This is a genomic window from Pirellulales bacterium, assembly GCA_036490175.1.
Taxonomy (GTDB): domain Bacteria; phylum Planctomycetota; class Planctomycetia; order Pirellulales; family JACPPG01; genus JACPPG01.
In genome coordinates, this window is the sequence record DASXEJ010000054.1 from 20669 (window position 1) to 30265 (window position 9597).

10 protein-coding genes are annotated in these 9597 nt (G+C 61.9%); 3 read left to right on the forward strand and 7 right to left on the reverse strand.

Annotated features, from left to right (window positions below):
• Window positions 1-66: 66 nt before the first annotated feature.
• Complete coding sequence (locus VGG64_03855; GenBank protein ID HEY1598708.1) at window positions 67-693, reverse strand: DUF1080 domain-containing protein; 627 nt, start codon at window positions 691-693, stop codon at window positions 67-69.
• 202 nt (window positions 694-895) lie between these two features.
• On the opposite strand from VGG64_03855, the gene VGG64_03860 reads away from it, so the two are divergent.
• Window positions 896-1390, forward strand: coding sequence for a DinB family protein (locus VGG64_03860; protein ID HEY1598709.1), 495 nt, complete (start codon window positions 896-898; stop codon window positions 1388-1390).
• Between the two features lie 204 nt (window positions 1391-1594).
• Window positions 1595-3013 (forward strand): magnesium chelatase, encoded by a 1419-nt coding sequence (locus tag VGG64_03865; protein ID HEY1598710.1) that lies wholly within the window; start codon window positions 1595-1597, stop codon window positions 3011-3013.
• 15 nt (window positions 3014-3028) lie between these two features.
• On the opposite strand, the gene VGG64_03870 is transcribed toward VGG64_03865, so the two are convergent.
• The 6 genes from VGG64_03870 to VGG64_03895 form a co-directional block, all read right to left on the reverse strand.
• Window positions 3029-3652, reverse strand: coding sequence for a GNAT family N-acetyltransferase (locus tag VGG64_03870; GenBank protein HEY1598711.1), 624 nt, complete (start codon window positions 3650-3652; stop codon window positions 3029-3031).
• Between the two features lie 13 nt (window positions 3653-3665).
• Window positions 3666-4064: a TfoX/Sxy family protein gene (locus VGG64_03875; GenBank protein ID HEY1598712.1), complete on the reverse strand. Its 399-nt coding sequence runs from the start codon at window positions 4062-4064 to the stop codon at window positions 3666-3668.
• Window positions 4065-4079: 15 nt separating this feature from the next.
• Window positions 4080-4340, reverse strand: coding sequence for a MoaD/ThiS family protein (locus VGG64_03880; protein HEY1598713.1), 261 nt, complete (start codon window positions 4338-4340; stop codon window positions 4080-4082).
• Window positions 4341-4416: 76 nt separating this feature from the next.
• A complete protein-coding gene (locus VGG64_03885) occupies window positions 4417-6717 on the reverse strand; it encodes a xanthine dehydrogenase family protein molybdopterin-binding subunit (GenBank protein HEY1598714.1) in 2301 nt (766 codons plus the stop codon).
• A complete protein-coding gene (locus tag VGG64_03890) occupies window positions 6717-7199 on the reverse strand; it encodes a (2Fe-2S)-binding protein (protein ID HEY1598715.1) in 483 nt (160 codons plus the stop codon). The genes VGG64_03885 and VGG64_03890 overlap by 1 nt, the downstream gene beginning before the upstream one ends.
• A 250-nt stretch (window positions 7200-7449) precedes the next feature.
• On the reverse strand, window positions 7450-8358 hold the full coding sequence (locus tag VGG64_03895; GenBank protein HEY1598716.1) for a xanthine dehydrogenase family protein subunit M: 909 nt from the start codon (window positions 8356-8358) through the stop codon (window positions 7450-7452).
• A gap of 414 nt (window positions 8359-8772) precedes the next feature.
• Between VGG64_03895 and VGG64_03900 the strand changes: the two genes are divergently transcribed.
• On the forward strand, window positions 8773-9597 hold an 825-nt coding region (locus VGG64_03900), incomplete at its 3' end, for an aldehyde dehydrogenase family protein (GenBank protein HEY1598717.1).

A 9597-nucleotide genomic window follows, 5' to 3' on the forward strand; every position in this document is an offset into this window, starting at 1 on the left:
CGTGAGCAGACGAGTGCTAGTCGACTTCGCGCAGGCGCACGCTCAGCGTTCTGCACTCAGCGCTCATCACTTCTCCTCGATCGTGATCTCCTTGTACCACGCCTCGCTCGGCGGGCCGCCGTGGATTTGCACGCCGATTACGCCGCGCTGCGGAATCACATCGTCTGGCTCCATGTAGTCGACCGTGGATAGTCCGTTGATCCACAATTGGATTCGTTTGCCGACGGCCAGAATGCGGTAATCGTTCCAGTCGTCGCGGTGGAGGATCTTGTCGACTTCGGCCAGATCGGCCTTCACGAGGATCTTGTTACGGCGCGATTCGTCGTACAACGAGCCCCACCAACCGTCCCCCAGATCAGCCTGATAGCCGGAAACCTCGTGATGGTTTGGTATCCGCTGGCTGCGGAATTGAATGCCACCGTTGGCCCCCTTACCGAGAATCTTGAATTTGGCGCGCAGCTCGAAATCGCTGTACTCGCGTTTGGTGCATAGAAACTCGTTGCGCGCGACAGGCTTGTCGAGGCTGCCGCCGACAATCGCGCCATCTTGGACACGAAACACCTTTTCGTTCCCTTCCCAGCCGGCGAAGCTTCTACCGTCGAACAAAGGCGCCGTTTCGCCAGCCCAGGCGCTGACGGCCGCGACCGCGACGAACGAGAGGAAAACGACAGTGGCGATGAGCATACGATTCATGGATGCGTATCCCGCCTGAAGGCATGTCTGGCAATGTGCCGAAAAAGGGCAGTCGTCAGCATAACGGGCACCGTGGGCCGATGCCAATCCGACCGATGATCCGTAGTGGGTGATCCTGATGCCTGCCGGCGACTGCTCGCCGCCACTTGCCTGCCCCGGTATCATTGCTGCAACACGCACCCGCAGGCCTGGAGAATTTCCGATGAGCATAATTCCCGTCATGATCGAGACGTACAAGTTTCACCGCGACCGCACGTTGGCGACGCTGACTGCGATCGAAAAGGAGCCCGATCCACGTGCTGTCCTCGCCTGGCGTCCGGCGCCGGGACGAGCGCATATCGGCTGGCAGTTGATGCACATCGGCATTACCGAGGAGATTTTTGCCACCGAACGCCTGATCCCCAAGGCTCCAGGGCCGTATCACGATCTGTGGCCACGGTTCCGTGGCGGCAGCACTCCGGACGACGATGTGCCCACGCCCGATGTGATTCGCAAGGTGTTGGCAGAGACGCGCGAACAAATGCTGGCCACGGTCCGCGAACTCGACGAAAGCAAGCTCGACGTCGTGCCCGAGCCGCTCAAAGAGCGCGGCTGGACGTTCCGCGCGGCCCTGTCGATCATTGGCTGGCACGAGCCGCACCACCAGGGACAGGCCCACATTACGTACAACCTGTTCAAGGCCCAGGCGAAACACTGAGTGATAAACGCCCAGTACTAATCGTTCGCGAAGGGGCGTAGCGGCTTGGCGCTGTCCTTGTCGTTCAGCGTTCTGCACTCCCGCGTCTCGGTTACCCCACCCGCTTGGCCGGCTGGGCAACCGCGCTATAATCGAGCGTATCCCCACAGATCGGTGAATACGTCGGGCCGAGATTTACTCCGTTTAGTCGAGACACCAACCGGCATGGCCACATCAAGCGTTCGTCCTGGCACCCTGCGCGAGCTGCGCGACAGCGGTTGGACATCCAAGACCGTCAAACGCGAGATTTATGACAACTTTCTGGCGCGCTTGGCTGCCGACGAAGAGTTGTATCCCGGTATCGTCGGGTACGAGAACACTGTGATCCCCGAGATCAACCTGGCCCTACTTGCGCAGCATGACATGCTTTTCTTGGGCGAAAAGGGGCAGGCCAAAAGCCGCTTGATGCGCGCGCTGGTGAACTTTCTCGATGACGAGATTCCCTATATCGACTTGCCGCAGGCGCCGTTGCATGACGACCCCTACCGACCCATCAGCGGCGTGTGTCGCCGATTCTTGGCCGACACGCCCGAAGACCAGGTGCCCATTGCCTGGTGGCCACGGCAGGATCGTTACGCCGAACGGCTGGCTCCCGGCACGAAGTTCGCCGACATCATTGGCGAGATCGACCCGGCAAAGTTGGCTGGCGGCACCAGCATGTCAGCCGAAGAGGCGCTCCATTTCGGGCTGATTCCGCGCATGCACCGCGGCATTTTTGCGATGAACGAATTGCCCGAGCTCGACGAGCTGGTGCAGGTCGGCCTGTTCAACATCCTGGAAGAGCGCGATGTGCAAATCCGTGGCTTTCCCGTCAAGTTCGATATCGACGTGCTGATTCTCTTCTCGGCCAATCCTGCCACGTACAACCGCAGCGGCAAGGTGATTCCCCAGCTCAAGGACCGCATCGGCTCGGTGATTCATACCCATTACCCGCTGGACCGCGACTTGGGCATCCAGATCATGGAGCAAGAGTCGGGGGTCGAGCTCGACGGCAACTTTCCCGTGGTGCTCCCGTACTTCATGCGGGAAATCATCGAAGAGATTAGCATCGTCGCGCGCCGTTCGAAATTCGTCGACCATCAGTCGGGCGTCAGCGCGCGGTTCAGCATCGCCAACTATCGCACGCTAATCGCCAGCGCCCGGCAGCGCGGCGTCAAGCTGGGCGAACGGCCGGCCGTGCCCCGGATCAGCGACCTGGGGCACATCTACTCATCATCGCTGGGCAAGCTCGAGCTCGACATGATGGGAAGCCATCAGATGTCCGAACGGCAAGTGCTGGACGCGATCGTGGCCGAAGCGATTCGCAACGTTTTCGAGCAATATGTCGATCGTCACGGATTGGAAGAGATCTCGCGCATTTTCGGCGATGGGGTCAAAATCGAGGTGGGCGATATGCTCCCCTCCAGCGCCTATGCCCAGCGACTGGAACGCGTACCCCCGGCCTGGGATAAAGCGTTCGAAGTCAATGCCTCGGCGGACCCAGCCGTGCGCGCGTCTTGCGTCGAGTTTGTCTTGGCAGGGCTGTACGCCACCGACCGCATCTCGCGTGCACAGCAGCGCGGCCGCATCTTTTACGAGATGTAACGCCGCAGCACATCGCTACCTCGGCCGCCGCAGCATCCCGTAGACCGGAATCGGGTGACCGCGTACTTCGGCGCATTCGGCGATCTCGAAACCGTGCCGCTTGTAGAGCCGCACGTTTTGCTCCTGGTGCGTGTCGAGCCAGCACGCCTTACCTTCTGCGTCGGCCCGCGCGAGCATGGGCCGCATCAGGTCGCTACCGATCCCGCGCCCCTGCTGACCGACATCCACGGCGATCACGGCCAGATACCAATGCGGTTCAGCAGCATATTGGTGGTGCAGCCGGCGGCCGACTTCGTCGTAGGCGAGCAGCCGCCGAAACCCCCGCGCTCCGAATCCCAGCGGCAACCGTAGCATCCCGCAGCGCACTTGTTGCAGAAAGCTGGGTAGCCCCGTTCCCGGCGCCAACCAGGCGGACACACCTGTAAAGTCGGGCGTGACGTGCGTCTCACCCCGGCACAGACAATCCCACAGCATAGCGCCGTACAAGGTTTCCACGGCTCCTAGGCGACGATGATCTTTGGGCTGCGCATGCACCATCAGGTTGTAGTCGTAGAACGCGCGGCCGAGCAGCGCGCGGGCACGAGCAAATTGCGCCGCGTGGAGCCGCTGCATGTCGACTTCTTTCGCCGGGCTCGTCATCGCCAAATTGCCTTCAGGGGATTTTTTTCGCACGCCCCGCTCGACCGTGCTTCGGCGTCCGTTTAACTTTTGCCGCCGTATCTTGTTTGGCGGGGAGCGAGGTTGCAAATGTTACTCCGCGCTCGACCCACTCGCGCAAGTCCCGCTCGGCGTCCAGCCCATCCGGCTCGACCATTACCCAGCCGGTCATCGGTCGCCCGGTGAGATCGAACGGCTGCGCGAAGGGCCTGGCCAGCGACTGCTCGTATCGTTCGGGTCCGACGCGCACGATCAGGAATTCTTTCCAGACGGCCAGGCACAGATTGCCGTGTAGAAAGAGTCCGATACCGCCGAACATCCGCTTCTCGGCAAAGCCGCGTTCGCGCGACAGCAATGGGCGAACGCGTTGCGCCAGCGACTCACTATACGGCACGACCTGTCTCCCTTTTTATCCGCCCCCGATGGCCGGCAGGAAGTGGATTTCGCTGTGGGGTTGCACGGCAGCCAACAGCCGCGAGGTCATCGACCCATCAATCGAGACGGCCAGTCCCGGAGCGATTCGTTCGCCGGCCACCACACGTGCATACAAACCTGCGTACCGTGCATCGAGCGACCGTAACACGTCACGCAGAGTCCCGCCCTGGGTGGTTACCTGCTCGGCCCCGCCCGTTAGATCGCGCATCTGCGGCGGAAAGAAGACGATGGCCATAGCGGGTACGGTCCAAGCGGAAGGGCGAATGAGTGTGTGGCGGCGAATGGCCGCTTGCTCGACCTACGCGTCATTCTTATTTTGCATCCCGCAGGGCGGCCCACACTTTCGGGGGCGACATGGGCAACTCGTGCATCCGCACGCCAACGGCGTGATAAATCGCGTTGGCGACAGCGGCAGGCGGGGCCACGATTGGCGTTTCACCTACACCGCGCACGCCATAGGGATGCGCCGGGTTGGTGACCTCGACGATGATCGTATCGATCATCGGCAGATCGAACGCCGTGGGCATGCGGTAGTCCAGGTAGCTGGCATTGCGCATGCGGCCTTTATCGTCGTAGAAATACTCTTCGTTCAGCGCCCAACCGATCCCTTGCACGCTGCCCCCCTGCATCTGCCCTTCGACATAGCTGGGATGGATCGCCTTGCCAACGTCTTGGACAGCTGTGTAGCGCAGGATCGTGACCTTGCCGGTATCAGGGTCAACCTCGACATCGACAATATGCGTGCCGAACCCGTTTGACGGTCCTTCTGGATCGACCGCGGCGCGGCCGACGACTGGACCTCCGGTTTGATGCAATTTGCCGGCTAGCTCCTTAAACGAGATCACCTTCTCGCCGGCGCGAAACTGGCCGTCCTCGAACTTGACTTGCTCGGCCTTGCACTCCCAGAGCGATGCCGCGCGGGCCGCCATTTGTTCGCGAATATCGAGCCCTGCGTGATGAGCTGCCAGCCCGGTGGCAAACGTAGTGCGGCTGCCGCCGGTGACGTCTGTGTAGCCGACACTATCTGTATCGGCGACCTGCGGATGGACGTCTTCGGCCTCGATGCCGAGGGTCTCGGCCAATTGCATGGCGATGCTGGTGCGCGTGCCGCCGATGTCGGTCGAACCTTCAATGAGCGTCACCGTGCCATCAGAGTTGACGTTCGCGGCGGCGCTGCTCTTGAGCCCGATATTGAACCAGAAGCCGCTGGCGACGCCACGGCCGCGATTCTTGCCGGTCAGCTTCGACGTCCAATGATCGCTGGCGCGAGCCGCTTCCAGCGTTTCGACAAAGCCAATCTTGGCATAGGTTGGTCCGTCGACGCGGCGCGAGCCTTCGGTCACGGCATTTTTCAGACGAAACTCGAGCGGATCGATTTTCAGTTTTTCGGCTAATTCGTCGACGACTGACTCGCAGGCAAACGCCGCTTGCGTGGCACCGGGCGCACGATACGCCGCCGACTTGGGCTTGTTCAGCACTACGTCGTAGCCATCGACGCGGGCGGCGGCCAGGTTGTAGCAGCTAAAGACACACATACAGCCCGGCGCGATCATGCCCGCGGGATAGGCGCCGGCATCGTAGGCCAGCCATGCTTCGCCTGCGACTAGCTGGCCATCCTTCTTCGCACCGAGCTTGACCCTCATGAACGCGCCCGGCGTGGGGCCGGTGCCTTCGAAGACTTCGGCCCGGTTCATGGTGATCTTGACGGGGCGTCCGCATTTGCGGCTGAGGACCGCCGCCACCGGTTCAAGATAAACGGTGATCTTGCCGCCGAAGCCACCACCGATCTCGCACGGCACCACCGTGATTTGCGAAACGGGGATCTGCAACAGCTCGGCGGTCTGTTGCCGGGCCGTAAACGATCCTTGCGTCGAGGTCCAGATCGTAAGGTGTCCGTCATGGTTCCAGAGGGCCGTCGATACGTGCGGCTCGATATAGCCCTGGTGGACGCTGGCGGTCTTGAATTCGCGCTCGATAACCAGATCGGCCTCGGCGAACGCCTTGTCGACGTCCCCTTTTTCAAAATGCAAATGCGTCGAGACGTTGGTCGGTTTGGTGCCGATTTTGCCCATCTCGTTGGTGAACACGTTGTCGTGCAGTAGCGGTGCGTCGTCCTTCATTGCGTCGAGCACCCAGGTCACCGCCGGCAGCGGCTCGTACTCGACGCGGATCAACTTCAGCGCTTCCTCGGCCACGTGCGGGCTGATCGCAGCCACGGCCGCCACGGCGTGACCGCGGTACAGAGCCTTGTCGTGCGCCAGGCAATTGGCGCCGAGATGGGCCAGATTCACCGAGCCTTCGCCCAGGTCGGCCATCTTGTCCTTCAGGTTGGGAAAATCCTTGCTCGTCGTCACGGCCACCACCCCTGGTAGCTTCAGAGCGGCGCTTGTGTCGATCGACTTGATCTTGGCGTGTGCGTGCGGGCTGCGCAGAATGCGACCATGCACGAGGCCCGCCATATTGATATCAGCGCCGTAGATCGCCCGGCCCGTGACCTTGTCGACGCCGTCGTGGCGGACGGGTCGGGTGCCGATGACTTTGTATTTCCTGACGGCGCTCTGCGCGGCGGCGGCTTCTTTGACTTTGGCTTTAGGCGAAGTTTCGGTGGCCATTAGACGTGGTTCTCCTGCAATACGGCTGCGGCGTCTTGCACGGCTCGAACGATCTTGTCATAGCCTGTGCAGCGGCAAAGATTGCCGGCCAACTCGAAACGAATGTCCTTCTCCGTCGGGTCGGGATGTCGATCCAACAAGACCTTAGCAGCCACGATAAAGCCGGGCGTGCAGATGCCGCATTGCAAGGCGGCGCCCTCTAAGAAGCATTGCTGCAACGGATGCAGGTGGACCTGATCGGCGATCCCTTCGATCGTCGTGACCGACGCCCCTTCGATTTCGACCGCCAATACCAGACAGCTATTCACCGGCATACCGTCCAAGATCACGGTGCAGGCGCCGCAGTTGCCGTTGTTGCAGCCTTCCTTAGTGCCGGTCAGTTCCAGCGTGTCGCGCAGCACCTCCAGCAGGCTCTGCCGCGGCTCGCAAAGAAACTCCACCGCTTCTCCGTTGATGGTCGTCGAGACGTGCGATTTTTTCACCACCAGATGCGTATCCTTAAGCTCAGGGGCGGGTCTTCGTCTGCCCCTCGCCCTGCCAGGGAGAGGGTAGGGTAAGGGTGTTTCTCTTCCGAAATCTATCAGGCGTCAGTTACTCTTACTCTCATCTTGCTGTCGTATCATTCACCAAGCGATGGCGCAATTGCCCCTTCACCCGCGCCCCTCACTTAACCTCCCTCAGGCGGGGAGGGGAATCGTGCGTCGCGTTGTCTCTTGCGCACGTTCGCTATTCCTAATGCTTGTGGCCATTCGGTGCATGGGAAATCACGACGCCGCGTGCCCGCTCGACGGCTCCCACTAGTGCGCGAGCCGCCATCACGCCGACCACGTGTAGGCGGTATTCGGCCGGGGCGCGCATGTCGCTGATGGGTTTGGCCAATAGGCGAGCGCGGTCGCCGGCTTCATTGAACGTAGCCTCGGTTGCCGGTTTTCCGGCCAACCAGGCGCCAATCTCGGTCGCGGCCAACGGCGTGGGGGCCACAGCGGCCAAACCCAGGCGGGCAGCCTCGATGGTGTCTCCCTTGGCATTCAACCGTACCCAGGCACCGACGCCAACGACCGCGATATCCATCTCGTTGCGCGGAATGAAACGCAGATAGCGCGACCCCTCGTGTGGGCCAGCGGGCGGGAATTCGATGGCCACCAGCAGCTCGCCCCGCTGGAGAACGTTCCGGCCCGGCGCGGTACAAAACTCGGCCACGGGCACGGTACGCCGCCCGCCCGGCCCGGCGATCACCGCGCGGGCCGCCAACGCAATCAAGGCGGGTATCGAATCTGCCGCTGGCGACGAATTGCAGAGGTTGCCACCGATCGACCCGCGGCTCTGGATCTGCCAGCCACCGATGATCCGCGCCGCGTCGGCCAGCGCCGGATAAGCGGCCGCCACCGTGGCGTCGCGGTAAATGCGGTAGCACGGCACGCTCGCCCCCAGCCGCAAACCGTGCGCGGTGTCGAAGCCCATGCTCACCAGGTCGGGGATCTTTTTGACGTCGACGATCAGTTCGGCATCGCGCAATCCCTCGCGTAATTGCACAAGGATATCAGTGCCGCCGGCCAGAATCTTCGCCTTGTCCCCGCGCGACGCTAGCAAGCCAACAGCCTCGTCGACACTGAGTGCCGCGGCGTATTCAATTTCTTTCAAAGTTCTTCGAACTCCAGCAGATGACCCAGGAATAGTTTGCGGTGCCGCCCGCGGGTAAACCGCGAGCGTCTGAACGTGCCGGGGCGTGCGCGCTGCGATGGGGGGCTAGGCCTGCGATCCGCAATACCGAATTTGACGGCCCCCACGGATGACTGTCAAGCGCTGGGTTGCTTGGCCGCGAGAGGGCCGATCCGCCCCGAGCTTGCACAATACTTAGGCCAGTGAGTCACCAGGGCCATCGTGCATTTGCGCATTTTACGTGGATTCGGCCGTCGGAAAGTGCAGACCGTTACCCTGCCCGACCCTCGGGTCTGATGGTAGTTGTCCGTATGGTAGACGGATACAATTAGGCGGACGCCCCACGCGCGCGTTCTCCCTTCACCAAAAAATCGCCCACGCCCTAGGAGGTCGATCATGGCCACCACGACCGAAACCACCATCGCCCCGAAGATTCGCCAGACGCAATGCTTCATTGGCGGCAAATGGGTCGCCGCCAAGAGCGGCAAGACCTTCGATACCGTCAATCCGGCCACGGAAGAGGTCATTGCCAAAGTGGCCGAAGGGGATGCCGCCGACGTCGACCTGGCGGTGGCCTCGGCCCGCGATGCGCTGGAACACGGTCCGTGGGGCAAGATGGACGCTCGCGACCGCGGCCGGCTGATGTACAAGTTGGCCGATCTGATTGAGGAAGAACTGAACGAGCTAGCCTCGCTGGAAACACTCGACAATGGCAAGCCGATTCGCGACGCGCGCGCCGCCGACTTGCCGCTGACGATCGATTGCCTGCGCTATTACGCCGGATTCGCCGACAAGATCCACGGCCAGACGATTCCGGTGCGCGGCAACTACTTCACCTATACGCGGCGCGAGCCGGTGGGCGTAGTGGGACAGATCATTCCCTGGAACTTCCCCATGCTGATGACAGCTTGGAAGTGGGGACCGGCGTTGGCCGCCGGCTGCACGGTCGTGATGAAGCCGGCCGAGCAGACGCCGCTGACCTGCCTGCGAATGGCCAAGTTGGCGCAGGAAGCCGGCATCCCCGACGGTGTGATCAACGTGATACCCGGCTATGGCCCGACGGCTGGCGCGTCGATCGTCAAGCATCGCGGCGTCGACAAAGTGGCGTTTACCGGCGAACACAAGACGGCCCAGATCATCATGTCGGATGCGTCGCAGACCTTGAAGCGGCTCACCTTCGAGCTGGGAGGAAAAAGTCCCAACATCGTGTTCGCCGATGCC

Excerpts from the sequence above, each read along its gene's own strand:
- VGG64_03855 (HEY1598708.1), bottom strand. The coding sequence starts at position 693 with ATGAATCGTATGCTCATCGCCACTGTCGTTTTCCTCTCGTTCGTCGCG.
- VGG64_03860 (HEY1598709.1), top strand. The coding sequence starts at position 896 with ATGAGCATAATTCCCGTCATGATCGAGACGTACAAGTTTCACCGCGAC.
- VGG64_03865 (HEY1598710.1), top strand. The coding sequence starts at position 1,595 with ATGGCCACATCAAGCGTTCGTCCTGGCACCCTGCGCGAGCTGCGCGAC.
- VGG64_03870 (HEY1598711.1), bottom strand. The coding sequence starts at position 3,652 with ATGACGAGCCCGGCGAAAGAAGTCGACATGCAGCGGCTCCACGCGGCG.
- VGG64_03880 (HEY1598713.1), bottom strand. The coding sequence starts at position 4,340 with ATGGCCATCGTCTTCTTTCCGCCGCAGATGCGCGATCTAACGGGCGGG.
- VGG64_03885 (HEY1598714.1), bottom strand. The coding sequence starts at position 6,717 with ATGGCCACCGAAACTTCGCCTAAAGCCAAAGTCAAAGAAGCCGCCGCC.